At 59.9% G+C, this 21,570-nt stretch carries 31 protein-coding genes and 1 pseudogene; 2 read left to right on the top strand and 30 right to left on the bottom strand.

The genetic code is table 11. From position 1 onward, the window contains the following. Position 1: 1 nt before the first annotated feature. Both C1T17_RS09225 and C1T17_RS21670 read left to right on the top strand, forming a co-directional pair. Positions 2-1,012, top strand: coding sequence for a glycosyltransferase family 4 protein (locus C1T17_RS09225; RefSeq protein ID WP_223262876.1), 1,011 nt, complete (start codon positions 2-4; stop codon positions 1,010-1,012). After that, on the top strand, positions 1,009-1,410 hold the full coding sequence (locus tag C1T17_RS21670) for a hypothetical protein (RefSeq protein ID WP_223262875.1): 402 nt from the start codon (positions 1,009-1,011) through the stop codon (positions 1,408-1,410). Before C1T17_RS09225 ends, C1T17_RS21670 begins: the two co-directional genes overlap by 4 nt. 129 nt (positions 1,411-1,539) lie before the next feature. Here C1T17_RS21670 and C1T17_RS09215 read toward each other — a convergent pair whose 3' ends face one another. The 30 genes and pseudogenes from C1T17_RS09215 to rplB all read right to left on the bottom strand — a co-directional run bounded on the left by C1T17_RS09215 (position 1,540) and on the right by rplB (position 21,562). Next, positions 1,540-1,860 carry a hypothetical protein gene (locus tag C1T17_RS09215; RefSeq protein WP_104953193.1) on the bottom strand — a complete coding sequence of 107 codons (321 nt, stop codon included), beginning with the start codon at positions 1,858-1,860 and terminating at the stop codon, positions 1,540-1,542. Continuing rightward, a pseudogene (locus C1T17_RS09210) lies at positions 1,857-2,230 on the bottom strand (transglutaminase-like domain-containing protein); the annotation flags it as partial. The gene C1T17_RS09215 and the pseudogene C1T17_RS09210, both read right to left, overlap by 4 nt. Positions 2,231-2,351: 121 nt before the next feature. Next, positions 2,352-3,911: a glutamine-hydrolyzing GMP synthase gene (guaA, locus tag C1T17_RS09205; protein ID WP_104953192.1), complete on the bottom strand. Its 1,560-nt coding sequence runs from the start codon at positions 3,909-3,911 to the stop codon at positions 2,352-2,354. A 41-nt stretch (positions 3,912-3,952) separates the two neighbouring features. After that, entirely contained in the window at positions 3,953-4,525 is a 573-nt protein-coding gene (locus tag C1T17_RS09200) for a hypothetical protein (protein WP_104955109.1), read from the bottom strand. Between the two features lie 77 nt (positions 4,526-4,602). Beyond that, positions 4,603-6,807 (bottom strand): prolyl oligopeptidase family serine peptidase, encoded by a 2,205-nt coding sequence (locus C1T17_RS09195; protein ID WP_104953191.1) that lies wholly within the window; start codon positions 6,805-6,807, stop codon positions 4,603-4,605. Positions 6,808-6,902: 95 nt separating this feature from the next. Further along, positions 6,903-7,328, bottom strand: coding sequence for a 50S ribosomal protein L17 (rplQ, locus tag C1T17_RS09190; protein ID WP_104953190.1), 426 nt, complete (start codon positions 7,326-7,328; stop codon positions 6,903-6,905). A 119-nt stretch (positions 7,329-7,447) separates the two neighbouring features. Beyond that, positions 7,448-8,512, bottom strand: coding sequence for a DNA-directed RNA polymerase subunit alpha (locus C1T17_RS09185; RefSeq protein WP_104953189.1), 1,065 nt, complete (start codon positions 8,510-8,512; stop codon positions 7,448-7,450). 113 nt (positions 8,513-8,625) lie between these two features. Beyond that, positions 8,626-9,015, bottom strand: a complete 390-nt coding sequence (rpsK, locus tag C1T17_RS09180; protein ID WP_104953188.1) for a 30S ribosomal protein S11 — start codon at positions 9,013-9,015, stop codon at positions 8,626-8,628. A gap of 64 nt (positions 9,016-9,079) precedes the next feature. Next, positions 9,080-9,448 (bottom strand): 30S ribosomal protein S13, encoded by a 369-nt coding sequence (gene rpsM / locus C1T17_RS09175; protein WP_104953187.1) that lies wholly within the window; start codon positions 9,446-9,448, stop codon positions 9,080-9,082. Positions 9,449-9,684: 236 nt separating this feature from the next. After that, on the bottom strand, positions 9,685-9,870 hold the full coding sequence (locus C1T17_RS09170) for a hypothetical protein (RefSeq protein WP_104955108.1): 186 nt from the start codon (positions 9,868-9,870) through the stop codon (positions 9,685-9,687). Positions 9,871-9,980: 110 nt separating this feature from the next. Continuing rightward, on the bottom strand, positions 9,981-11,336 hold the full coding sequence (gene gdhA, locus C1T17_RS09165) for an NADP-specific glutamate dehydrogenase (protein WP_104953186.1): 1,356 nt from the start codon (positions 11,334-11,336) through the stop codon (positions 9,981-9,983). A 266-nt stretch (positions 11,337-11,602) separates the two neighbouring features. Next, positions 11,603-12,253, bottom strand: a complete 651-nt coding sequence (locus C1T17_RS09160; protein ID WP_104953185.1) for an adenylate kinase — start codon at positions 12,251-12,253, stop codon at positions 11,603-11,605. 46 nt (positions 12,254-12,299) lie between these two features. Next, positions 12,300-13,664 carry a preprotein translocase subunit SecY gene (gene secY, locus C1T17_RS09155; RefSeq protein ID WP_104953184.1) on the bottom strand — a complete coding sequence of 455 codons (1,365 nt, stop codon included), beginning with the start codon at positions 13,662-13,664 and terminating at the stop codon, positions 12,300-12,302. A gap of 186 nt (positions 13,665-13,850) precedes the next feature. Then, positions 13,851-14,393 (bottom strand): 50S ribosomal protein L15, encoded by a 543-nt coding sequence (gene rplO / locus C1T17_RS09150; RefSeq protein WP_104953183.1) that lies wholly within the window; start codon positions 14,391-14,393, stop codon positions 13,851-13,853. Positions 14,394-14,535: 142 nt separating this feature from the next. Further along, positions 14,536-14,715, bottom strand: coding sequence for a 50S ribosomal protein L30 (gene rpmD / locus C1T17_RS09145; RefSeq protein WP_104953182.1), 180 nt, complete (start codon positions 14,713-14,715; stop codon positions 14,536-14,538). 5 nt (positions 14,716-14,720) lie between these two features. Then, complete coding sequence (gene rpsE, locus C1T17_RS09140) at positions 14,721-15,446, bottom strand: 30S ribosomal protein S5 (RefSeq protein ID WP_104953181.1); 726 nt, start codon at positions 15,444-15,446, stop codon at positions 14,721-14,723. A 2-nt stretch (positions 15,447-15,448) separates the two neighbouring features. After that, complete coding sequence (gene rplR, locus C1T17_RS09135; protein ID WP_104953180.1) at positions 15,449-15,808, bottom strand: 50S ribosomal protein L18; 360 nt, start codon at positions 15,806-15,808, stop codon at positions 15,449-15,451. A 3-nt stretch (positions 15,809-15,811) separates the two neighbouring features. Continuing rightward, the gene (gene rplF / locus C1T17_RS09130) at positions 15,812-16,345 is read right to left on the bottom strand and encodes a 50S ribosomal protein L6 (protein WP_104953179.1); all 534 of its coding nucleotides are present in this window, start codon (positions 16,343-16,345) and stop codon (positions 15,812-15,814) included. Next, positions 16,345-16,740: a 30S ribosomal protein S8 gene (rpsH, locus tag C1T17_RS09125; RefSeq protein ID WP_104953178.1), complete on the bottom strand. Its 396-nt coding sequence runs from the start codon at positions 16,738-16,740 to the stop codon at positions 16,345-16,347. Before rpsH ends, rplF begins: the two co-directional genes overlap by 1 nt. 12 nt (positions 16,741-16,752) lie before the next feature. Continuing rightward, positions 16,753-17,058 (bottom strand): 30S ribosomal protein S14, encoded by a 306-nt coding sequence (gene rpsN / locus C1T17_RS09120; protein WP_104953177.1) that lies wholly within the window; start codon positions 17,056-17,058, stop codon positions 16,753-16,755. A gap of 35 nt (positions 17,059-17,093) precedes the next feature. Continuing rightward, positions 17,094-17,672 carry a 50S ribosomal protein L5 gene (rplE, locus tag C1T17_RS09115; RefSeq protein WP_104953176.1) on the bottom strand — a complete coding sequence of 193 codons (579 nt, stop codon included), beginning with the start codon at positions 17,670-17,672 and terminating at the stop codon, positions 17,094-17,096. Further along, entirely contained in the window at positions 17,665-17,982 is a 318-nt protein-coding gene (gene rplX, locus C1T17_RS09110) for a 50S ribosomal protein L24 (RefSeq protein WP_104953175.1), read from the bottom strand. The genes rplE and rplX overlap by 8 nt, the downstream gene beginning before the upstream one ends. Continuing rightward, positions 17,982-18,350, bottom strand: coding sequence for a 50S ribosomal protein L14 (gene rplN, locus C1T17_RS09105; RefSeq protein ID WP_104953174.1), 369 nt, complete (start codon positions 18,348-18,350; stop codon positions 17,982-17,984). The genes rplX and rplN overlap by 1 nt, the downstream gene beginning before the upstream one ends. Positions 18,351-18,426: 76 nt before the next feature. Further along, positions 18,427-18,690 (bottom strand): 30S ribosomal protein S17, encoded by a 264-nt coding sequence (gene rpsQ / locus C1T17_RS09100; RefSeq protein ID WP_104953173.1) that lies wholly within the window; start codon positions 18,688-18,690, stop codon positions 18,427-18,429. Between the two features lie 14 nt (positions 18,691-18,704). Continuing rightward, entirely contained in the window at positions 18,705-18,908 is a 204-nt protein-coding gene (gene rpmC / locus C1T17_RS09095; protein WP_104953172.1) for a 50S ribosomal protein L29, read from the bottom strand. Between the two features lie 5 nt (positions 18,909-18,913). Next, positions 18,914-19,345 carry a 50S ribosomal protein L16 gene (gene rplP, locus C1T17_RS09090; protein ID WP_104953171.1) on the bottom strand — a complete coding sequence of 144 codons (432 nt, stop codon included), beginning with the start codon at positions 19,343-19,345 and terminating at the stop codon, positions 18,914-18,916. A gap of 16 nt (positions 19,346-19,361) precedes the next feature. After that, on the bottom strand, positions 19,362-20,057 hold the full coding sequence (gene rpsC / locus C1T17_RS09085; RefSeq protein WP_104953170.1) for a 30S ribosomal protein S3: 696 nt from the start codon (positions 20,055-20,057) through the stop codon (positions 19,362-19,364). 3 nt (positions 20,058-20,060) lie between these two features. Then, positions 20,061-20,447 (bottom strand): 50S ribosomal protein L22, encoded by a 387-nt coding sequence (gene rplV / locus C1T17_RS09080; RefSeq protein ID WP_104953169.1) that lies wholly within the window; start codon positions 20,445-20,447, stop codon positions 20,061-20,063. Further along, positions 20,447-20,722, bottom strand: coding sequence for a 30S ribosomal protein S19 (gene rpsS / locus C1T17_RS09075; protein ID WP_104953168.1), 276 nt, complete (start codon positions 20,720-20,722; stop codon positions 20,447-20,449). The genes rplV and rpsS overlap by 1 nt, the downstream gene beginning before the upstream one ends. Positions 20,723-20,725: 3 nt before the next feature. Beyond that, positions 20,726-21,562, bottom strand: coding sequence for a 50S ribosomal protein L2 (rplB, locus tag C1T17_RS09070; RefSeq protein WP_104953167.1), 837 nt, complete (start codon positions 21,560-21,562; stop codon positions 20,726-20,728). Positions 21,563-21,570: the final 8 nt, after the last annotated feature.

Genomic DNA, 21,570 nt, shown 5'->3' with positions numbered 1-21,570 from the left:
AGTGAAGATTGCCATGCTCGCGCCGATCGCCTGGCGCACGCCGCCGCGCCACTATGGTCCATGGGAACTCGTCACCAGCATGTTGACCGAAGCCCTCGTCGCCCGAGGCATAGATGTCACGCTGTTCGCGACCTGCGACAGCATCACGACAGCGAAGCTCGACGCGGTGGTCCCTGCACCCTATTCGGAAGATCCTTCGGTCGATGCGAAGGTCTGGGAATTCCGGCATCTTGCGCATGTGTTCGGGCAAGCTGATCGCTTTGACATCATCCACAACCAAGCCGATTTCCCTGCCCACGCCTTTGCCGGGCTTGTAGATACGCCGATAGTTACCACCATCCACGGCTTCTCGTCCGACCGTATCCTGCCAATGTATGTGCCGTTCCAGGATCGTGTGCACTATGTCGCGATCAGCGCCGCAGACCGGCACCCGGCCCTGCGCTATGCCGCGACCATCCACCATGGCATCCCCTTCGACGCCTTCCACTTCAACGCACAGGGCAGCGATGACCTGCTGTTCTTCGGACGTATCCATCCCGACAAAGGTGCAAAGGAAGCGATTGCTGCGGCACGGGCGTCGGGCCGTGCACTCGACCTTTACGGTATCGTGCAGGATCAGAGCTATTACGAACGGGACGTCGCCCCTGCTGTCGATGGAGCTTCCATCCGCTACCATGGCGCCATTGGCGGCGAGGCACGCTTGCGCGCTCTGGGATCGGCTCTTTCGCTTCTGCACCTCATCAACTTTGATGAGCCTTTTGGGCTTTCCGTCGTCGAGGCCATGGCGTCGGGGACGCCGGTGATTGCGACGCGGCGGGGATCGATGCGCGAGCTCATCGAACACGGCGTTACCGGCTTTCTGGTTGACAGTCCGGGGGAGGTTCTTGCAGCGATCGAGCGCGTGGACGAGATTGATCGGGTTGCCGTGCGTCAGGCCGTCGCAGACAAATTCACGATCGATCATATGGCGGACGCCTATATCAATTTATACCGGCAGATACTGGGGCATTGATCGCCGCGATCGCGGTGCAGCGATGGCCTCCAGTAGTTGTTAAGTCGGCCATATGCGTTATAGGCAGCGTAAGCCCGCGATACTTCAGCGTTCGCGCATTGGCAGTCTTCTTCAAAAACTGGCTGTGCAATTCTGAAGCGGATGTCCTGCCTCAACATAGGATCTGTTTGGGTCCACCGGAGAATACCATGTCGAAACATCCAGTTCGCCCCTTCCTTGTCAGCAAAGATGAGAGCGGCCTGTTCCGCCTCACGGTCAGGGAAACGCGCTATAACTCGCAAGGCTACCCATTGGTCACCGCAACACTGCAAGCCGAAACGTTCAAAACGGCGTCGGCGGCCAAAGTACATGCCCGCGACAATTTCGGAGCAGCAGTTGGCGATTACGCCGCGAAATAGGCGGTGGCTGCTCGCGGTCATCAAAGGGGTCTCAGGTTACGCGGCGATGCGCTTTGCCTCTCAGTAACTGGCGTACTTAGCGGCCGACCTTTTTGGAAACAGTTCAGATGGTCGTCGGCGACTAATGGGTCAATCGGATAAGTCTGACGTCTGAACCGGAAGTGGTAATCGCAAAACGAGGTCGACCTCGTCTGCGCCCAGCGAATTAACGTCCCCGTCCGTCGCCCAAGGCGCGTCACGCGCCGTTGCTTCATCATTCAGCCAACCTGCCGATGGCTGGAGACAGCGTATTTCGATCAGCGTCGGCCGCTGGCCTTGCACGCTATTGGTCGAGATCACTTCATGGCGATCGTCGCCCTCCCAGGAAACAATATCGCCGACTAGGATGTCGGCAGCATCGGCGGAGCTCTCATCTTCCAGGGAAAATTCGTTCCCTCCGCCGGTCGTCATGAGATCACCGCCAGGTCCGGGTAGGGCAGTCGATTTTCGTCCGTATAAATCTGAAACCGAGTAAGGATCGCGGAACCAAAAGCCGTCGTCAGTGCAGCATCCGTCGCATCACGCCCCCGCGCCATCAGAATACGGCCTTACGAGGCCGGTTATGACGGGCGTCGAAAACATACCAACGGCCGCCGAGATAGGCTTCGAACCAAGCTGAAAAATCCATTTCACTTTCGAGCGCGGGCAGATCCATGTCGCCCATATAGCCAGTGCAATAGCGTGCCGGCACGTTCATGCAGCGACACAGCGCAATTGCGAGATGCGCATAGTCGCGGCACACACCTACTCGCCCCTCAAAGGCATCCCACGCCATGCGCGTCGAAAGTGCCGAAATCGAAGGTGGCACGGTCATGGGTGAACCAGGGCTGGCAACAGTCTATTTTATCAGTTACTTACGTCGTGCAATAGCGTAGCCCCGGACCCCTCTGGAGGGGCCTAAATCATTCCCACTCGATTGTGCCCGGTGGTTTCGACGTATAGTCGTAAACGACGCGATTGATGCCTTTCACCTCGTTGATGATGCGGGTGGCTACGCGACTGAGGAAGGTCGCATCGAAGGGGTAGATGTCGGCGGTCATGCCGTCGGTGCTGGTAACAGCGCGCAGGGCGCATACGCTGTCATAGGTGCGCAGGTCGCCCATCACGCCTACGGTGCGGACCGGCAACAGTACGGCGAACGCCTGCCAGATAGCATCGTATAGCCCCGCCATCCGGATCTCCTCCAGATAAATCGCGTCGGCCTTGCGCAGGATGTCGCAGCGGTCTTTGGTCACTTCGCCGGGAATGCGGATGGCGAGGCCCGGTCCGGGGAACGGATGGCGGCCAACGAAGATGTCGGGCAGGCCCAGTTCCTTGCCCAATACGCGAACCTCATCCTTGAATAATTCGCGCAGCGGTTCGACCAGCTTCATGTTCATGCGTTCGGGCAGGCCGCCGACATTGTGGTGGCTCTTGATGGTGACGCTGGGTCCCCCGGTGAAGGACACGCTTTCGATCACGTCGGGATAGAGCGTGCCCTGTGCCAGAAAGTCCGCGCCCCCGACTGCGCGCGCCTGTTCCTCGAACAATGCGATAAAGGCGCCGCCGATGAACTTGCGCTTTTTTTCCGGGTCAGTGAGACCCGCGAGGCCGCTCAGGAACTGCGATTCCGCGTTCACATGGACAAGCTTAATGCCATAATGTTCGCGGAAGAGGGAGACCACCTGCTCCGCCTCGCCCAGCCGCATCAGGCCGTGGTCCACGAACACGCAGGTGAGTTGGTCGCCTATGGCTTCGTGGATTAGCACAGCCGCCACAGCGGAGTCGACGCCGCCCGACAGACCGCAGATGACGCGACCCGAACCTACCTGCGCGCGAATCTCGGCGATCTTCGTCGCGCGGAATTCCGCCATGGTCCAGTCACCCGCGAGGCCACAGACATGACGCGCGAAGTTGGCGATGAGCTTGCCACCGTCAGGGGTGTGGACGACTTCGGGATGGAATTGCATCGCGTAGAAACGCTTGGCTTCGTTGGCGACGATCGCGTAGGGCGCGCCTTCGCTGGTAGCGACGACCTCGAAGCCTTCGGCGAGGCGCGTGACTTTGTCGCCATGGCTCATCCACACCTGATGCCGTTCGCCGGCTTGCCATAGGCCGTCGAAGAGGGCGCAGGATTTATGCACTTCGATGAAGGCACGGCCGAATTCGCCGCTCTCTCCGCCTTCGACATTGCCGCCAAGCTGCTGCATCATCGTCTGCTGGCCGTAGCAAATGCCAAGGACCGGCACACCTGCATCGAACACCGCCTGCGGGGCGCGGGGGCTGTCGTCCCACATGACTGACGAAGGCCCGCCCGAGAGGATGATGCCCTTCGGCTTCAGGCGCTCGAACGCTTCGGCAGCGCTGTTGAAGGGCGCGATCTCGCTATATACTCCCGCTTCTCGCACGCGGCGGGCGATGAGCTGCGTGACCTGGCTGCCGAAGTCGACGATCAGGATGGAGTCGGGATGCTGGTCTGTCATGGCTGCGCGATAAAGAGAGCCGCGCGATGTGTCCAGCGGCGTCAGTTGCTGACCAGATCTCGGCTGAGATACACGTCCGTCACCTTGTCGCCATGCACAGTGCAAGTGAAGCGGCGCGTCTCCCCGGCGGCATCGCGATAGGAGTCGCGACGCTCCACTTCACCGTCGATGTTGTAGCCGCCACCAATCGGCTGCGGCGCGCCGATGGTACGGATTTCCGCATAGCCGCCGCTGACGGTAGCCTCCTCTCGCGCCGCGTTGGCGCAGGTGTCGATGGCGTGGCCTTCGCTCGCGAGAAAATCCGTGTCGGATAAGCGGTAATCGTCACCTCGGTTTATTTCCGGCAGATCATCGGGCGGGCCGTCATTCCTGCCGGAGCGGGTTGCTGCGCGATCCTTGGACATGGAGTTGGCGACGATCGCGACGGCTCCGACGAGAGCCGCTACGCCGATGGCGTCGCCAAAGCCGAAACCATTCCCGCGATGCCGCCGCCAGTTGTCGTGATGCCCGCCCCCGCCATGCCAGCCGCGCGGACGGGCTTCGGCCGACTGGACGCTGCCGGCGATCAGGCTCGCCCCCAACAACATTCCCATGACAGCGCGCTTGATCTTCATTGTCCGGTCCTTTGTGACGGCAAGATTATCAACATAGCAGGCGACTGCTGTCGCGAGGCTGAACATGCAGCCAAAGCTTAGCTCGCCGGATCGGTGATCTTCAACCCCGTCCATTGCGCGATAAACGCGTACATGTCAGAGAACTCCTCGATCACCTTGTCCGTCGGCTTTCCCGATCCGTGCCCGGCGCGAGTTTCAATGCGGATCAGATGAGGCTTGCGGCCGATATCGGCCGCCTGCAAGGCCGCCGCATATTTGAAGCTGTGGCCGGGCACCACCCGGTCATCAGTATCAGCCGTTGTCACCAAGATCGCAGGATACTCCCTGCCGGGTGCAATGTTGTGATAGGGCGAGTAGCTGTAGAGTACCCGGAAATCCTTCCGCTTCGAGGGATAGCCGTAATCGTCCACCCAATAGCGCCCCGCCGTGAACCGGTCGAAACGCAACATGTCCATGACGCCTACGCCGGGCAGCGCCGCCGCGAACAGGTCCGGCCGTTGGTTGACCACCGCACCGACCAGTAAGCCGCCATTGGAGCGCCCTTCGATCGCGAGTTGATCCTGTCCGGTAATGCCACTGGCTTTCAGAAATTCGCCAGCCGCGATGAAGTCATCGAACACGTTCTGCTTGTTCTCGCGCCGTCCGGCATCATGCCAAGCCTTCCCATATTCGCCGCCGCCACGCAGATTGGCGATCGCCAGCACCCCGCCCTGCTCCAGCCACGCCAGCCGGGTGGGCGAAAAGCCTGGCGTCATCGAGATATTGAAGCCGCCATAGCCATATAGCAGCGTCGGGGCGGGACGCGCCGATGCCGCGATATCCTTGCGCCGGATCACGAACATCGGGATCTTCGTGCCGTCCTTGGACGGGTAAAAAACCTGATCGCTGACGAAGTTGTCCGGATCGAAGGCAAGATCGGGTTGCGCGAAGATCTCGATCTTGCCCGTCGCCGTGTCATAGCGAAAGACGGTGGAAGGCCGGGTGAAACTGGAGAAGCTAAAGAACGTCTCTGGGTCGCCACTTTTGCCGCCAAAACCCGCCGCTGTACCCACGCCCGGTATCGGCACATCCCCAACGGGCTTGCCGTTCAGCTCCACAAGTTGCGCGACCGTGCGCGCGTTTTCGAGATAGGCTAGGATGATCCTGTCGCCGACGAGCGATCCGGCCGCCAGCGTGTCCTTGCCCTGCGGCACGATCTCGCTTGCGGGCTGCCGTGGGTTCCCGGCATCCAGCGTCACAATGCGCGAGCGCGGCGCGCTCTTGTCGGTGATGAACCACAAAGTGTCGCCCCGGCTGCCAACGAGCGTCCACTCATTCGCGCGGCCCCTGATGAGGCTCTGTGGCGTGATAGGCATATTCTGCCAGCTGCCGGCAAGCGAAACCAAGGTGACATCGTTCTTCTCGTCCGTCCCGGCCCGCGACGTGATGACCAGCCATTTGCCATCGTCTGTCACCTTTGCGCTGTGGCCCAGTTTCGGCTGGTCGGGCGTTTCGTAGATCAGCCGGTCTTCAGTCTGTTCAGAGCCGACACGGTGATAATAGATTTGCTGATTCTCGTTGAGCGATTGGAATGTCGCGCCCTGTTCGGGAGCCGCGAAACGCGAGTAGAAGAACCCCTGCCCTTCTGCATCCCAACTCAGGTTTGAAAACTTCACCCATTCCACTCGATCGCTCAGCGCCTTGCCCGAAGCCACATCTATCAGCGCCAGCGTACGCCAGTCGGTGCCCCCGTCCTGCACGGCATAAAGCAGATAGCGGCCATTCGGCGACGGCTTCCACTCCGCAAGCGCCGTGGCATTGTCTCTGGAGAACGCATTGGGATCGAGTAGCATCCGCTGCTTTCCCCTCAGACCTTCACGGACGAACAAGGGGGACTGGTTTTGCAGGCCCGTGTTGTAAGTGAAGAAATATCGGTTGCCAGCCTTTGTGGGCGCGGAATAGCGGCCATAATCGTACAGTGCGGCCATGCGCTTTTTGAATATCTCGCGGCCGGGCACTGTTTTGAGATAATCCTCCGTCACGGCGTTTTCCGCCGTCACCCATTGGCGCACGGCATCGTCCTGCCGCACGTCGTTCTCGAGCCAGCGATAAGGATCGATGACCTTCGCGCCAAAGTGATCTTCAGTCAGATCCAGGCGGCGAGTTTGCGGGTAGGAGAGCATGGCTTCCTTTATCAAGACAGTCGTATCGGGCTTGTCGGAAGGCGCTTCAGCATAGGCCGGTGACAGCGCGAATAACGCAGGGGTAAGGGCGAGCGCGCGTAGCGCGCTTCGGAACGACATGATTGCTCTCCCCAAACAAATCAGGCCGCCAGCTTAGAAAGCGGCGGCCCGTTTGTGAAGCGATGTCGTGCCGGACTAAAACGCCGGCAGGCACATTATGCGGCTTCGTATTCGTCCTCATCAGCCGTTTGGACCGGGCCGGAGTCCTGGCCCTTGGCGTCCACGTCACGGTCGACGAACTCGATGATCGCGATCGGGGCAGCATCCGATGCGCGAATGCCAGCCTTGATGACACGCGTGTAGCCGCCAGCGCGATCCTTGTAGCGCTCGGCCAGCACGTCGAACAGCTTGACCAACTGCGCGTCGTCCAAGAGGCGCGAGTGCGCGAGGCGGCGGTTGGACAAGCCGCCCTTCTTCGCCAGCGTCACCAGCTTCTCAACGTAGGGACGCAGTTCCTTGGCCTTCGCCACCGTGGTGGTGATCTGCTCATGCTTGATGAGAGCAGCGGCCATATTGCGGAACAGGGCCGCGCGATGGCTGGAGGTACGTTGCAGCTTACGGCCGCCTACGCGATGACGCATGGTAACTTCCTTCTCGTTCGTTCAGGGACCGTTTCAGGTATCCCGGACCAGGCGGCGAAAACGGGGCGCCGCCCAAACCCCAAATCGTCACCCCGGCGAAGCCAGGGTGACGGGGTAGTTTAGCCGAGCAGTTCCTGCTCAAGCTTCTTTGCCATTTCTTCTATATTCTCAGGCGGCCAGCCCGGAATATCCATGCCGAGGCGCAGACCCATCGACGAAAGCACTTCCTTGATTTCATTCAAGGACTTACGACCGAAGTTCGGCGTACGCAGCATCTCGGCTTCGGTCTTCTGAACCAGATCGCCGATGTAGATGATGTTGTCGTTCTTGAGGCAGTTGGCCGAACGGACCGACAGCTCCAGTTCGTCGACCTTCTTGAGAAGGTAACGATTGATCTGGTTGGTGTCGCTCTCGCTCTCCGATGCCGTTGCAACAGCATGGCCCCCCGAGGAGGGTGCCGCGGTCGGAAGGGCGTCTTCGAAGTGCACGAACAACTGCAACTGATCCTGAAGAATACGCGCAGCATAAGCGACGGCATCTTCGGGCGCCACGGTGCCGTCGGTCTCAACCGTTAGCGATAGCTTGTCGTAGTCCAGTTCCTGACCAACGCGGGTGTTGTCCACCTTGTACGCAACCTGACGCACCGGCGAGTACAGCGCATCGACCGGGATCAGGCCGATTGGCGCATCCGCAGGACGATTGGCGACGGCGGGGACATAGCCCTTACCGACATCCGCCGTCAGTTCCATGTTCAGCGTGGCGCCTTCATCGAGATGACAGATGATAAGGTCGGGGTTCATCACCTCGATGTCACCCGACACTGCGATGTCACCGGCTGTGACTTCGGCAGGACCGGTCGCGGAAAGCTGCAGACGCTTGGGACCTTCGCCTTCCATGCGAAGGGCGATCTGCTTCACGTTCAGGACGATGTCGGTCACGTCTTCGCGAACGCCAGCGAGCGACGAGAATTCGTGCAGCACGTTTTCGATCTTGATCGAAGTGACCGCCGCGCCCTGAAGCGAGGAAAGAAGAACGCGACGCAGCGCATTACCGAGCGTCAGGCCGAATCCGCGCTCCAGAGGCTCGGCAACGAATGTCGCCTTGCGCTTGGAGTCGCCGCCCGACTTGATTTCGAGTGCGCTGGGCTTCTTCAATTCCTGCCAGTTCTTCGTATTGACAGTCATGTAATTCCCCTGGGAATGTGGCGGGGGCCGCTCCGCTGCGTCAGTGGAAGTGCCCCGGCCGATTCAAAAGTGGATGCGCGACGCGTCCGCCGCACATCAAAACGGCTTTGGCCTTAAACGCGGCGACGCTTGGAGGGGCGCACGCCGTTGTGCGGGATCGGCGTAACGTCCCGGATGGAGGTGATCGTGAAACCGACCGCCTGCAGCGCGCGAAGCGCCGATTCACGACCCGAACCCGGGCCCTTCACTTCGACTTCCAGGGTGCGCACGCCATGTTCCGCGGCCTTGCGCCCTGCGTCTTCCGCGCAAACCTGAGCCGCATAAGGTGTCGACTTGCGCGACCCCTTGAAGCCCATGGTGCCTGCGGATGACCATGAGATCGCGTTACCCTGTGCATCGGTGATCGTGATCATGGTGTTATTGAAGCTGGCGTTCACATGCGCGACGCCGGAGGAAATATTCTTGCGCTCCCGCTTCTTAATGCGCTGGGGTTCCCGTGCCATTTTACTGTCCTACTCAAAACTGGAAAAAAGAAGTCTCTCAAAGCCTGCAAAGAGGCCGAGCGACTTACTTCTTCTTGCCGGCAATCGCCTTTGCCTTACCCTTGCGGGTGCGGGCGTTGGTGTGGGTACGCTGACCGCGAACCGGCAGACCCTTGCGATGACGCAAGCCGCGATAGCAGGCGAGATCCATCAGGCGCTTGATGTTCATTGCAGTCGTACGACGCAGATCGCCCTCGACCTGATAGCTCGCATCGATCGCTTCGCGGATCTGCAGAACTTCGGCGTCGGAAAGATCCTGCACGCGACGGCTCTGATCGATGCCCAGCTTTTCAGCGATGTCGGCGGCGGTCTTGCGACCAATGCCGTGGATGTAGGTGAGCGCGATAATCACGCGCTTGTTGGTCGGGATATTGACGCCCGCAATACGTGCCATGTAACTTATTCTCCTGCTCCACGGGGCGTGTGGCAGCGCCCCATCTCAAAGCTTCGATGTGAACCCCCGGACGCAAAAAAGACGGCCAGCGCATCTGCACTGCCGCAACCAAGCGTGTCGGGATTGGCTGCCCTTAATGAGTCGTCAGGAGGGTGTCAAGCCATCGCCTCGCCGTCCCAACATGTCTGCGCGTATCGGGATCAACTTATGTGAAGCGATAAGGATGAGGCACTTGGCTATTCGTGCGGGCGTAGGCCACGATTGAGCGTTTCTACGACTTCCGCAATCGGTTCGGTCACGGTGACGCTCCGGCCCTCACCAAAACGTATACGCGTTCCATCAGTGACCGACGAGACGAATGTGACCTGCGTCGCGTTGACTGCGGTCTCTGAGCGATCCGTTCCGATAAACGTCACGATCATGGCATCCTCCTTATTGTTGGGGATGCAGGATAGCGCGCAAAACGGAATTGACCAGCCCGTTGGCGAACCTGCCGCGCCTGGCCTTGCAGGGCCCGACGCAGCAGTGCCGATCATACTACGCCATAGGCCAGCATGGCGTCCGCGACTTTCTTGAAGCCTGCGATATTCGCGCCCTTCACGTAATCGGTATAGCCGCCGCCTTGATCGCCATAGGCAACGCAGCTGCTGTGAATGCCTTCCATGATGTCGAGGAGCAACTGCTGTAGCTCGGCTTCTTTCCAAGAACGCCGTTCGCTGTTCTGGCTCATCTCCAGGCCGGACACCGCAACGCCGCCCGCATTGGCCGCCTTGCCCGGAGCAAAGAGGATTTTGGCGTCCTTGAAGACATGCACACCTTCCAGATTGGTGGGCATGTTGGCGCCCTCAGCTACCGCCATGCAGCCGTTGCTGACCAGCAGCTTCGCGTCGTCACCCACCAACTCGTTCTGCGTCGCGCAAGGTAGCGCCACATCGCATGGTACGCCCCAGGGCGTCTTTCCCTCAGTGAAGGTTGCCCCGGTGAACTCCGCCGCATAATCTGCGATGCGCCCGCGCCGTCTGGTCTTGTGCGTTTTCACCCAGTCGATTTTTTCCTGCGTGATGCCATCGGGATCGTGGATGAAACCCTGACTGTCAGACAGCGTCAGCACCTTGCCACCAAGCTGCACCACTTTCTCCGCTGCATGTGTCGCCACATTGCCCGAGCCAGAAATGACAGCGGTTTTGCCGGAGAGATCCTGCCCCTTGGTCTTCAACATGTTCGCGAGGAAGTAGACCGCGCCATAGCCTGTCGCTTCGGGACGGATCAGCGAGCCGCCATATTCCAGCCCCTTGCCCGTCAGCACGCCGGTAAACTGATTGGTGATGCGCTTATACTGTCCGAACATATAGCCGATTTCGCGCGAGCCTACGCCAATGTCACCCGCGGGGACGTCCACGTCCGCGCCAACATGGCGGTATAGTTCAGTCATGAAGCTCTGGCAGAAGCGCATGACTTCATGGTCGCTCTTGCCCTTGGGATTGAAGTTAGCGCCACCTTTGCCGCCGCCCATGGGGAGACCGGTGAGTGCGTTCTTGAACGTCTGCTCGAAAGCCAGAAATTTGAGCACGCTTTCGGTGACCGAGGGATGAAAGCGGATGCCGCCCTTATATGGGCCGATGGCGTTATTGTTCTGGACACGCCAGCCGCGGTTCACGCGGATGTTGTGATTGTCGTCTTCCCAACTGACGCGGAAGGACACGATGCGGTCCGGTTCGGCGATACGGCGCAGGATTTGATAGTGGTGATATTGCTCTTTATCGGCAATGAAGTCGTAAATATCTTCCGCAACTTCCTGCACAGCCTGGATGAATTCATCCTGCCCCGGATTGCGCTTACGCACGCCTTGAATGAATGTCGCCAAATCGACGTGATCTGTAACGGCCATCTTGCACTCCCCCATGGGTCAAATCAGTGCGGCCCACGCAGTCCAGTTCGAGTCGGACCATCATTGTTGCGGTAGTGTATCAGTAAAGATGCGTAAGGATATGCCCTTGCGGATTTGAATAAGGCTTTTCTCCAGCGGTCCTAGCCGTGGCCTCGCGCAAACCGATGCGCCTGTCCATGTAATCTCCTATGGACGGCGTTACATTTCCGGCAGCTAAAGGCACAATCGCTCGCTCTGCCTACCTGTTAAAAAGACAGTTAGCATTCTTATCTTCCGTCGAGCACCGCCGCGATAGCAGCCGATACAAGCGCCATATCGGCCATGCCATCAACCCGGCTGACGATACCGCGTGCCTCATAGATGGGCAGAATTGGCGCGGTCTTTGCGCGATACTCGGCCATGCGCGTACGAACAGTTTCCTCGTTGTCATCGGGACGACGCTTGAATTCCGTGCTGCCGCATCTGTCGCATACATCTGCAACCTTGGGCTGCTTGAACGTGTCGTGATACCCTTCGCCACATTTCGCGCAGGTGAAGCGGCCGGTGATCCGCTCGACAAGCGCATCCTCGTCTACTTCCAGTTCGATCACATGATGTAAAGTGCGGCCACGGACGGAGAGAATTTCGTCCAGCGATTCAGCTTGAGCCGCAGTCCGGGGATAACCGTCGAAGATAACGCCGGTGTCTGGCGCAAGCGCATCGAGCGCTTCACCAATGATGCCAGAAACGATATCATCAGAAACCAACTGGCCTGCTTCCATCACCGCTTTGGCTTTGACGCCGGTAGGCGTGCCAGCCTTCACGGCAGCCCGTAGCATATCTCCGGTGGAAAGCTGCACCATGCCCCGGCTGTCGACCAGTTGCGTCGCCTGCGTACCTTTGCCAGCGCCCGGAGGCCCGAGAAGGATGATATTCATGCGCGCGCGTCTCCCCTGTTTTGTGGCGCGATAATCCCGCTATTGTCTAACGGATGCGGCCCTTGAGCTTTGCCTTCTTGATAAGGTCGCCATATTGATGCGCAAGAAGATGGCTCTGGATCTGCGTTACGGTATCCACTGTTACGTTGACCACGATCAACAAGCTAGTCCCCCCCAGATAGAAGGGGATTCCAGCCCGCGCGATCAGGAACTCCGGAATGAGGCAAATGATCGCCAGATAGGCCGCGCCGATCACGGTAATGCGCGTCAGCACGTAATCGAGATAATTCTCGGTGTTCTTGCCCGGACGGATGCCAGGGATGAAGCCGCCATTACGCTTGAGGTTATCGGCAGTTTCTTCCGGATTGAACACGACAGCGGTGTAGAAGAAGCAGAAGAACACGATGCCAAGCCCATAAAGGCCCATGTACAACGGGCTCCCGTGCGACAGATACTGGTTCAGCGACAGCACGAAATCGCCCATGCGGCTTTCGCCTGCCACCGTCTGGCCTGCGAATTGCGAGATGGTGAGCGGCATCAGCAGCAGCGACGACGCGAAGATTGGGGGAATGACGCCGGCGGTGTTGACCTTCAGCGGCAGATGGCTGCGGTCCGCCTGCATGATGCCCTGGCGCGTTTGGCGCTTGGGATACTGGATCAGCACGCGGCGCTGGGCACGCTCCATGAAGCAGATGAAAGCGATCAGGCCCAGGCAAAGCACGATGACGCCCATGATGAGCAGACCGGAGATCGAACCTTCGCGACCCGACGCGAACAGATTGCTCAGCGTTACGGGAAGTTGCGCGACGATGCCCGCCATGATGATGAGCGATGTACCGTTGCCGATGCCGCGGCTGGTGATCTGCTCACCCAGCCACATCAGGAACATCGTGCCGCCGATCAGCGATATGACCGCAGCAACGCGGAACAGCATGCCGGGGTCAACCACGGCCTGTTGCCCGGCTTGGGCGCCGAAGCTCTCCAGCCCGACGGCAATGAAATAGCCTTGCACGGCCGTCAGACCGACGGTCCCGTAACGCGTATATTGGTTGAGCTTCTTACGCCCGCTTTCGCCCTCCTTCTTGATTGCCGCCAATTGGGGCGAAAGCGACGCGGAAAGCTGCACCACAATCGACGCCGTGATGTAGGGCATAACGCCCAGCGCGATGAGGCTCATGCGCTGAAGCGAACCACCCGAGAAGGTGTTGAAGATGTCGAGGATGCCGCCCTGCGTCTGCTTGTAAAGCTCCGCTAGCACAGTTGGGTCAACACCCGGCAGCGGCACAAAGCTCAGGAACCGGAACACGATCAGCGCGCCTACGGTAAACCACAGACGCTTCTTCAGATCGGTCGCCTGGCTGAACTTGGCGAAACTGATGCTGGATGCAAGCTGGTCGGCTCTCGATGCCATGCGCTTTTCAAACCTTCAAATCTTGTGCGATGGGCCATGATGATGGCACCGGACTCGCAATTCCCTTAGCGGGCGAGTGCACGCGTGTCATCTACCATCCGCTAGTCGGCTGGCGGACATAGAAACGCTTGACCCCGCCAACCCATTATCGGGCAGCGGGGTCAGGCATTCAACCCTTTCGGGCAATCACTTCTTGCCAGCGGCCTTTGCAGCGGCGAGCGTGGTGCCCTTCTTGGCCTTCGCCTTTTCGGCAGCCGAGACGGTTTCCAGCACTTCGACCTTGCCGCCGGCCTTTTCGACAGCCGCGATCGCAGAAGCCGAAGCACCTGCTACCGAGAAGCTGACCCCGCTGGCGGTCAGTTCGCCTTTGGCAAGCAGACGAACGCCGTGCTTGCCGCCGCGCGAGATGTTGGCGACGCGCAACGCTGCTTGATCGACCACGGCCTTCGCGTCGAGCTTACCGGCGTCAATCGCCTTCTGCACGGCGCCGAGGTTCACGGTTGCGAAATCCTTGGCGAAGATGTTGTTGAAGCCGCGCTTAGGGATCCGCATGTGGAGCGGCATCTGGCCACCCTCGAACCCGTTGATCGCTACGCCCGAACGCGCCTTGGCACCCTTCTGGCCACGGCCAGCGGTCTTGCCCTTGCCCGAACCGATGCCGCGTCCAACGCGCATACGGCCCTTGCGGGCGCCTTCATTGTCTTTGATTTCGTTCAATTTAAAAGTCATTATTGTGCACTCGCTTTCGCTTTTGTCGCGCTGCTCCGGAAGTGGAGCGGGATAGAGAAGCGCTCCGCTACGCCATCCCGTTAAAATACGAAAGAGGGGTTTCCCCCTCTCCCGCTTATTACCTGTCTGGTCGAAAAGGCGTTTAGCCCTCGACGATCGCCACCATGTGCGGCAGCTTCGCGATCATGCCACGGATTTCCGGGCTGTCGTTCAGTTCCACCACGCGGTGCATCTTGTTGAGACCCAGGCCGATCAGAATCTCCTTCTGAGAGGCCGGGCGGCGAATCGGGGAACCGATCTGCTTGATCTTGATGGTTGCCATACTGCTTACTCCGCAATCGCTTCGGCGTCAGCCTGCGCCACTTCGACACTGGCCCCGCCACGACGCAGAAGGTCGGCGACCTTCTTACCGCGACGCTGCGCCACCGCCTTGGGGCTGGTCTGTTCGCCCAGCGCCTCGAAGGTAGCACGGATCATGTTGTACGGGTTCGACGTACCGTTGGACTTAGTCACCACGTCGGCAACGCCCAGGCTTTCGAACACGGCGCGCATCGGGCCACCGGCGATGATACCCGTACCGGCAGGTGCCGAACGGACAGTCACATTACCGGCACCGAAATGGCCAAGACCATCATGATGCAGCGTGCGGCCTTCCTTCAGAGGAACGCGCACCATTGCCTTCTTGGCAGCGGCCGTCGCCTTGCTGATGGCTTCAGGCACTTCGCGCGCCTTGCCATGGCCGAAGCCTGCACGACCCTTGCCGTCGCCAACCACCACAAGTGCTGCAAAGCCGAAGCGCTTGCCGCCCTTAACGGTCTTGGAAACACGGTTGATGTGCACCAACTTCTCGATCAGTTCTTCGCCCTGATCTTCGTCGCGGTTGCCGCCACGGCGATCGTCACGACGACCACCACGATTGCGATCATTGCCGCCACGGTTGTTGCCGCCACCCGGACCACCACGGCCCCGACGGGGACCACGGTTGTCTGCGGGCGCCGCACCAGGTGCGTCTGCTGCCGGTGCTGCAGCTTCGATGTTGTTTTCGTCTGCCATGATCAGAACTCCAGACCGCCTTCACGAGCGGCATCGGCCAGCGCCTTGACGCGGCCATGAAACAGGAAGCCTCCACGGTCGAACACGACCTTGGTCACGCCAGCCTTGGTTGCGGCAGCCGCGATGCGCTTGCCAACTTCGGCAGCTGCGTCCTTGGTGCAGCCAACCTGGCCCCGGACATCCTTTTCCAGGGTCGAAGCGGCCGCGACCGTGTGGCCCTGCGCGTCGTCGATGACCTGGGCATAGATGTGCCGGCCCGAACGGTGGATGGACAGGCGCGGACGCGGGTTCTGGCCCGAGCGTGCCTTGAGGGCGGTACGGACGCGCTGACGGCGCCGATCGAAGAGAGAGAGTTTCGCCATGGCTTACTTCTTCTTGCCTTCTTTGCGGAAGATGAACTCGCCCGCATATTTGATGCCCTTGCCCTTGTAAGGCTCCGGCTTGCGCCAACGGCGGATTTCAGCGGCGACCTGGCCGACCTGCTGCTTGTCGTTGCCGGTGATGTTGATCGTGGTGTTGTCCGGCGTCGCGATCGTGATCCCCTCGGGAATCGCAAAATCGACGTCATGGCTGTAACCAAGCTGCAACTTCAGGTTCTTACCCTGCGAGTTCGCGCGGTAACCGACACCCGTGATCAGCAGCGTCTTGGTGAAACCATCGGTGACACCCGTGATCAGGTTCTGCACCAGCGTGCGCTGCATGCCCCAGAACGCGCGAGCCGCCTTGGTCTTGTTGGCAGGCTGCACCGAAATGCCGCCCTCCTCGACCGTGTAGCTGATCTCGTCACGCAGCGGCATAGCGAGGGTGCCCTTGGGGCCCTTTACCGAAAGCTGCTTGCCTTCGATGGTCGCTGTAACTCCCGAGGGAATCGCGACCGGCTTTTTACCGATGCGGCTCATCAGAATACCTCCGCCAGCACTTCGCCACCGACATTCTGCTCACGCGCTTCGGCGTCGGACAGAACGCCACGCGGTGTCGATACGATGGTGATGCCCAGGCCATTGCGAATAACCGGCAGATCTTTCGAACCGGAATAAACGCGACGGCCAGGCTTCGAGACGCGGGCAACATGCTTGATCGCGGGCTGGCCTTCGAAATATTTCAGTTCGATGCGCAGGCCGGGATGCTTGCCCAGGTCTTCTTCGGAATATCCGCGAATATAGCCTTCACGCTGCAGCACGTCGAGAACGCGCGCACGCAGCTTCGACGCCGGGGACATAACGCTGTCCTTCTTCGCCTGCTGGCCGTTGCGGATGCGGGTGAGCATATCACCCAGTGGATCGGTCAATGCCATGAGTTGATATCCTTACCAGCTCGACTTGGTGACGCCGGGGATCAGGCCCTTATTGGCCAGATCGCGCAGCTGAATACGGCAGAGCCGGAATTTGCGGTAATAGGCACGCGGACGACCGGTCACTTCGCAACGATTGCGAATGCGTGTGGGATTCCCGTTGCGGGGAATCTCAGCCATCTTGAGGCGTGCGATAAGACGCTCACCGTCATCGGCGCTGGTGTCGGCAGCAACTGCCTTCAGCCGGGCATATTTGCCGGCATACTTCTTCACCAGCTTCTTGCGCCGTTCGTTCTTGTTGATGGAACTCAGTTTCGCCATGACTTAAGTTCTCTTCCTTTCTCTGGCAGGTCCGCTCACGCGGCCTGCTTTGCCTCTTCAACCGGGAACGGGAAACCGAACAGGCGCAGCAGCTCGCGCGCCTCGTCGTCCGTCTTCGCGGTCGTGGTGACGATGATGTCCATGCCACGCACACGTTCGATGCGGTCATAGTTGATTTCCGGGAAAATGATCTGTTCCTTGATCCCGAAGGCGTAGTTGCCACGGCCATCGAAAGACTTGGGATTCAGACCACGGAAATCGCGGATACGAGGCATAGCGACGGTGATGATCCGGTCCAGGAACTCGTACATGCGCTCACGTCGAAGCGTTACCTTCGCGCCGATCGGCATGCCTTCGCGCAGCTTGAACTGTGCGATCGACTTCTTGGCCTTGGTGATGACCGGCTTTTGGCCAGCGATCAGTTCCATTTCCTCGGCGGCGGCAGTGACCTTCTTCTTGTCCTGCGTCGCTTCGCCCACACCCATGTTCAGAACGATCTTCTCGATCTTCGGAACTTCCATGTGGTTCTTGTAACCGAACTTCTCGGTCATCGCCTTGACGATCGTCTCGTCATAGAGCGACCGCATACGCGGCGTGTACTTTTCATCAGCCATCGATGCTCTCCCCGGACTTCACGGCCACGCGGACCTTCTTGCCGTCCTTGGTTTCGAAGCGAATGCGGGTTGGCTTGTTGTCCGGTCCGGCAATCGCGACGTTGGAAATGTGCAGCGGCGCAGGCTTGCGATCGATCCCGCCCTGCGGGTTCGACTGGTCGGCCTTGCGGTGCCGTGCATGCACATTGACGCCCTCGACGAGGACTTTGTCCTCCTTCGGGAACATCTGCAGGACGGTGCCGGTGCGGCCCTTGTCCTTGCCGGCAAGCACGACGACCTTGTCGCCCTTCTTGATACGTGCAGCGCTCATTACAGCACCTCAGGAGCAAGGCTGATGATCTTCATGTGCTTGCGCGCGCGCAGTTCACGAACCACCGGGCCAAAGATACGGGTGCCGATCGGCTCCTCGTTCTTGTTGACGAGGACTGCGGCGTTACCGTCGAAACGGATGACCGAACCGTCTGCACGGCGGATATCCTTGGCGGTACGCACGATGACGGCACGATGCACGTCACCTTTCTTCACGCGGCCGCGCGGCGTAGCTTCCTTCACGGAGACGACGATGATGTCGCCTACGCTCGCGAAGCGGCGCTTGGAGCCGCCAAGTACCTTGATGCACTGAACGCGCTTGGCGCCGCTGTTATCGGCAACCTCAAGATTTGACTGCATCTGGATCATGGATCCGGTTCCTTCTTACTTGGCTTTCCGGGGCTTCGTCAGAGACTGACCTCGGGAGTTCCGTGTTCGTGTCAGCTCAGGAAGCGACTTCGGGCGACTTGTGCGTATCTACCCGCTCGATTACCTTCCAGGTCTTCAGCTTCGAGATCGGCGCGGTCTCCTCGATGCGAACCGTCTCACCTTCGTGATAGGCATTCGCTTCGTCATGAGCGTGATACTTCTTCGAACGGCGAATGATCTTGCCGTAGAGCGGGTGCTTAACCTTGCGCTCTACGCGGACCACTACCGTCTTGTCGGTCTTGTCGGAAACGATCGTTCCCGTAAGCACGCGCTTGGGCATGATGCGTTCCTTCCTTACTTGGCCGCTGCGCGGGCGCGTTCGCCCTGCAACGTCTTGATCTGTGCGATCGAGCGACGAACGACCTTCACCCGGCTGGGCTTTTCCAGCTGGTTCGTCGCGGCCTGAAAGCGGAGGTTGAACTGCTCGCGCTTCAGATTGCCAAGCTCGGTCGAAAGCTCGTCGTCGGACTTGGTCTTGAGGTCAGCTACGTTTGCCATATCCTCTAAGCTCCCAGATGCGAGGTGTCGCCGAGACGGGCAACGACCTTGGTCTTGATGGGCAGCTTCATCGCAGCGCGCGAGAAAGCTTCGGCGGCCAGCGGGCCGGGAACGCCGTCCAGCTCGAACAGGATGCGGCCCGGCTTCACCCGTGCTGCCCAATATTCGATCGAACCCTTGCCCTTGCCCTGACGGACTTCGGCAGGCTTCTTCGACACCGGAACGTCGGGGAAGATACGGATCCACAAACGGCCCTGACGGCGAATGTGACGTGTGATCGCACGACGGGCGGCTTCGATCTGACGCGCGGTCAGACGTTCCGGTTCCATCGCCTTGAGGCCATAAGACCCGAAGTTCAAGTCGGTGCCACCCTTGGCCTCCCCCTTGATCCGGCCCTTGAAAGCCTTGCGAAACTTCATTTTCTTCGGTTGCAGCATGATGCGTCTACCCTATTCAGCGCGCCGGGCGCACGCCGGAGGTCTGAGCCTCCAGCATAAGCCGGTCGGTCGCCATTGGATCATGGCCCAGGATTTCGCCCTTGAAGATCCAAACCTTCACGCCGCACACGCCATAAGCGGTGTGTGCCGTCGCTTCGGCATAATCGACGTTACCGCGCAGCGTGTGCAGCGGAACGCGTCCTTCACGATACCACTCGACGCGCGCGATTTCAGCGCCGCCAAGACGACCGCCGCAGGTGATCTTGATGCCTTCGGCACCCAGACGCAGCGCGGACTGAACCGCACGCTTCATGGCGCGACGGAATGCGATACGGCGTTCCAGCTGATCGGCAACGCCCTGTGCAACAAGACGGCTGTCGATTTCCGGCTTCCGGATTTCAACGATGTTCAGGCTCACGTCGGAGGTGGTGAACTCGCCTAGCTTCTTGCGAAGCTTCTCGATGTCAGCACCCTTCTTGCCGATGATCACACCAGGACGCGCCGCATAGATCGACACGCGGCACAGCTTGGCCGGACGCTCGATCACCACCTTCGAGATCGCAGCCTGCGGCAGCGTCTTGAAGATGAATGTGCGGATCTTGATGTCTTCCATCAGAAGACGGCCATAGTCCGAACCCTCGGCGTACCAACGGCTGTCCCAGGTGCGGTTGATCTGCAGACGCAGACCGATCGGATTGCTCTTGTGACCCATGACTTACGCCTCTGCCTCTTCTGCCTGTTCGCGCACCACGATGCGGACGCGGCTGAACGGCTTCAGGATACGGGTGGACTTGCCACGACCGCGGGTATGGAACCGCTTCATCGTCAGCGCCTTGCCGACCGATGCTTCGGCGACGACCAGCGCATCGACGTCCAGATTGTGATTGTTTTCCGCGTTGGCAATGGCCGAAGCCAGCACCTTGCGAACGTCGACTGCCATCGCCTTGGTCGAAAAGGTCAGGACGTTTAGCGCGTCCTCGACCTTGCGACCGCGGATCAGCGCCGCCACCAGGTTCAGCTTCTGCGCCGAACCACGGATGGTGGTGCCGACGGCCAGAGCCTCATTGTCGGCAACCCGACGAGGGGACTTTTCCTTGCCCATTAGCGCTTGCCCTTCTTGTCGGCAGCGTGACCGGGGAAGTAGCGCGTCGGCGCAAATTCACCCAGCTTGTGACCGACCATTTCCTCGTTCACCGAAACGGGAACGTGCTTGCGGCCATTATAGACGTTGAACGTCAGGCCAACGAACTGCGGCAGGATCGTGGAACGGCGCGACCAGGTCTTGATCGGAGCGCGCGCATTCGTTTCCTGTGCGGTTTCTGCCTTCTTCAGAAGGCTGAGGTCCACGAACGGACCTTTCCAGACGGAACGAGCCATCGCTTACCTCTTCTTCTTGGCGTGACGTGACCGGATGATCATGTTGTCGGTCGACTTGTTATGGCGGGTGCGTGCACCCTTGGTCGGCTTACCCCATGGCGTCACTGGATGACGACCACCGGACGTCCGGCCTTCACCACCACCATGCGGATGGTCGACCGGGTTCTTTGCAACGCCGCGTGTCAGCGGACGCTTTCCCAACCAGCGGTTACGACCAGCCTTGGCAAGGTTGGTGTTCGCATTGTCGGGGTTCGACACCGCACCCACCGTCCCCATGCATTCCGCACGGATGTAGCGCTGTTCACCAGAGTTCAGGCGAACCATCACCATGCCGCGATCACGACCGACCAGCTGCGCATAGGTGCCAGCGGAACGTGCGAGCTGACCGCCCTTGCCCGGCTTCATTTCCACATTGTGGAAAATCGTGCCGACCGGCATCTGGCCCAGTTCCATAGCGTTGCCCGGCTTCACGTCCGTCTTCTTCGCCGCGATCACCTTGTCACCCGGCGCAAGACGCTGGGGAGCCAGAATGTACGACTGCTCGCCATCGGGATAGCTGACCAGCGCAATGAACGCAGTACGGTTGGGGTCATATTCCAGACGCTCCACCGTGCCTTCGACGTCCCACTTGCGACGCTTGAAGTCGATGATGCGATACCGCTGCTTGTGACCACCGGCGATGCCGCGCGAGGTCACATGACCCTTGTTGTTGCGGCCACCGGTCTTGTGCTTACCTTCGGTCAGCGCCTTGACGGGCTTGCCCTTGTGCAGCGCAGACCGATCGACGAGGATAAGGCCGCGGCGTGCGGGGCTGGTCGGATTATAATGCTTGAGTGCCATCTATCCCG

It is taken from the genome of Sphingobium sp. SCG-1 (assembly GCF_002953135.1).
Lineage (GTDB): Bacteria > Pseudomonadota > Alphaproteobacteria > Sphingomonadales > Sphingomonadaceae > Sphingobium.
This window is presented reverse-complemented; position numbering and strand designations above follow the sequence as displayed.

Bases quoted from the DNA above. Each gene is read 5' to 3' on its own strand.
- C1T17_RS09215 (WP_104953193.1), bottom strand. From the start codon at position 1,860: ATGACGACCGGCGGAGGGAACGAATTTTCCCTGGAAGATGAGAGCTCC.
- guaA (WP_104953192.1), bottom strand. From the start codon at position 3,911: ATGACAGACCAGCATCCCGACTCCATCCTGATCGTCGACTTCGGCAGC.
- C1T17_RS09200 (WP_104955109.1), bottom strand. From the start codon at position 4,525: ATGAAGATCAAGCGCGCTGTCATGGGAATGTTGTTGGGGGCGAGCCTG.
- C1T17_RS09195 (WP_104953191.1), bottom strand. From the start codon at position 6,807: ATGTCGTTCCGAAGCGCGCTACGCGCGCTCGCCCTTACCCCTGCGTTA.
- rplQ (WP_104953190.1), bottom strand. From the start codon at position 7,328: ATGCGTCATCGCGTAGGCGGCCGTAAGCTGCAACGTACCTCCAGCCAT.
- C1T17_RS09185 (WP_104953189.1), bottom strand. From the start codon at position 8,512: ATGACTGTCAATACGAAGAACTGGCAGGAATTGAAGAAGCCCAGCGCA.
- rpsK (WP_104953188.1), bottom strand. From the start codon at position 9,015: ATGGCACGGGAACCCCAGCGCATTAAGAAGCGGGAGCGCAAGAATATT.
- rpsM (WP_104953187.1), bottom strand. From the start codon at position 9,448: ATGGCACGTATTGCGGGCGTCAATATCCCGACCAACAAGCGCGTGATT.
- C1T17_RS09170 (WP_104955108.1), bottom strand. From the start codon at position 9,870: ATGATCGTGACGTTTATCGGAACGGATCGCTCAGAGACCGCAGTCAAC.
- gdhA (WP_104953186.1), bottom strand. From the start codon at position 11,336: ATGGCCGTTACAGATCACGTCGATTTGGCGACATTCATTCAAGGCGTG.
- C1T17_RS09160 (WP_104953185.1), bottom strand. From the start codon at position 12,253: ATGAATATCATCCTTCTCGGGCCTCCGGGCGCTGGCAAAGGTACGCAG.
- secY (WP_104953184.1), bottom strand. From the start codon at position 13,664: ATGGCATCGAGAGCCGACCAGCTTGCATCCAGCATCAGTTTCGCCAAG.
- rplO (WP_104953183.1), bottom strand. From the start codon at position 14,393: ATGACTTTTAAATTGAACGAAATCAAAGACAATGAAGGCGCCCGCAAG.
- rpmD (WP_104953182.1), bottom strand. From the start codon at position 14,715: ATGGCAACCATCAAGATCAAGCAGATCGGTTCCCCGATTCGCCGCCCG.
- rpsE (WP_104953181.1), bottom strand. From the start codon at position 15,446: ATGGCAGACGAAAACAACATCGAAGCTGCAGCACCGGCAGCAGACGCA.
- rplR (WP_104953180.1), bottom strand. From the start codon at position 15,808: ATGGCGAAACTCTCTCTCTTCGATCGGCGCCGTCAGCGCGTCCGTACC.
- rplF (WP_104953179.1), bottom strand. From the start codon at position 16,345: ATGAGCCGCATCGGTAAAAAGCCGGTCGCGATTCCCTCGGGAGTTACA.
- rpsH (WP_104953178.1), bottom strand. From the start codon at position 16,740: ATGGCATTGACCGATCCACTGGGTGATATGCTCACCCGCATCCGCAAC.
- rpsN (WP_104953177.1), bottom strand. From the start codon at position 17,058: ATGGCGAAACTGAGTTCCATCAACAAGAACGAACGGCGCAAGAAGCTG.
- rplE (WP_104953176.1), bottom strand. From the start codon at position 17,672: ATGGCTGATGAAAAGTACACGCCGCGTATGCGGTCGCTCTATGACGAG.
- rplX (WP_104953175.1), bottom strand. From the start codon at position 17,982: ATGAGCGCTGCACGTATCAAGAAGGGCGACAAGGTCGTCGTGCTTGCC.
- rplN (WP_104953174.1), bottom strand. From the start codon at position 18,350: ATGATCCAGATGCAGTCAAATCTTGAGGTTGCCGATAACAGCGGCGCC.
- rpsQ (WP_104953173.1), bottom strand. From the start codon at position 18,690: ATGCCCAAGCGCGTGCTTACGGGAACGATCGTTTCCGACAAGACCGAC.
- rpmC (WP_104953172.1), bottom strand. From the start codon at position 18,908: ATGGCAAACGTAGCTGACCTCAAGACCAAGTCCGACGACGAGCTTTCG.
- rplP (WP_104953171.1), bottom strand. From the start codon at position 19,345: ATGCTGCAACCGAAGAAAATGAAGTTTCGCAAGGCTTTCAAGGGCCGG.
- rpsC (WP_104953170.1), bottom strand. From the start codon at position 20,057: ATGGGTCACAAGAGCAATCCGATCGGTCTGCGTCTGCAGATCAACCGC.
- rplV (WP_104953169.1), bottom strand. From the start codon at position 20,447: ATGGGCAAGGAAAAGTCCCCTCGTCGGGTTGCCGACAATGAGGCTCTG.
- rpsS (WP_104953168.1), bottom strand. From the start codon at position 20,722: ATGGCTCGTTCCGTCTGGAAAGGTCCGTTCGTGGACCTCAGCCTTCTG.
- rplB (WP_104953167.1), bottom strand. From the start codon at position 21,562: ATGGCACTCAAGCATTATAATCCGACCAGCCCCGCACGCCGCGGCCTT.